The sequence below is a fragment of the Streptococcus hyointestinalis genome, from assembly GCF_041225505.1.
Classification (GTDB): Bacteria; Bacillota; Bacilli; order Lactobacillales; family Streptococcaceae; genus Streptococcus; species Streptococcus hyointestinalis_B.
Genome location: NZ_JBCLSK010000097.1, coordinates 1 through 818 on the forward strand (window position 1 = coordinate 1; position 818 = coordinate 818).

Sequence of the window (818 nt, forward strand, 5' to 3'; positions counted from 1 at the left end):
GAAGAATACTCCAGTAGCGAAAGATCAAACTGTAAACATGGGTGACACACCTAAAGCAGAAGATTCAATCGCTAACTTGTCAGAACTTCCAGCAGGAACTAAGGTAGCCTTCAAAGATCCAGTTGATACCACAGAAGCAGGGGATAAAGACGCAACCGTAGTTGTAACTTACCCAGATGGCTCTACGGATGAAGTACCTGTTAAGGTTACAGTGGTAGACCCACGTACTGACGCAGAGAAGAATACTCCAGAGGGACAAGACATCACTGTAAATGTAGGAGACACACCTAAGGCAGAGGATGGTATTAAAGACCTTGGCAAGTTACCAGATGGTACAAAAGTTGAGTGGAAAGAAGATATTGATACCACAACTCCTGGCGATAAGACAGGAACGATTGTTATCACTTACCCAGATGGTAGCAAGGATGAAGTTACTGTGTCAGTTCATGTAATGGTTCCACAGACAAATACAGATAAGAAAGACGTACTAAGTCAAAATATTACTGTAGCTGTTAGTGAGAAAACTAAAGCAGAAGTTAAATCTGCTGACAAACCAACGGCTACTAAAGAATTGCCTGAAACAGGTGATGATGGTTCTGTAGCTATCGCAGGTCTTGGAGCTATGCTTCTTGGAGCAACAGCTATGGTAGGTAAACGTCGTAAATCTGAAGATTGAGATGATATAATCTACTTTTAATGAAAAACTCCAGAGTAATTCTGGCTCTTTGTCAACTGTAGTGGGTTGATGAAAAGCTAAGTGCGAGAGAGAACGATTTTCGTTCTCTCTCTTTTGATATTCAAAATGATGAGAATCTTTG

The 818-nt window shown here is 41.0% G+C and carries 1 protein-coding gene; it reads left to right on the forward strand.

The window, feature by feature from the left end; translation table 11 throughout:
- Window positions 1-676, forward strand: a 676-nt coding sequence (locus AALA56_RS10140; RefSeq protein ID WP_369909905.1) for a Rib/alpha-like domain-containing protein, incomplete at its 5' end; no start/stop codon positions are given.
- Window positions 677-818: the final 142 nt, after the last annotated feature.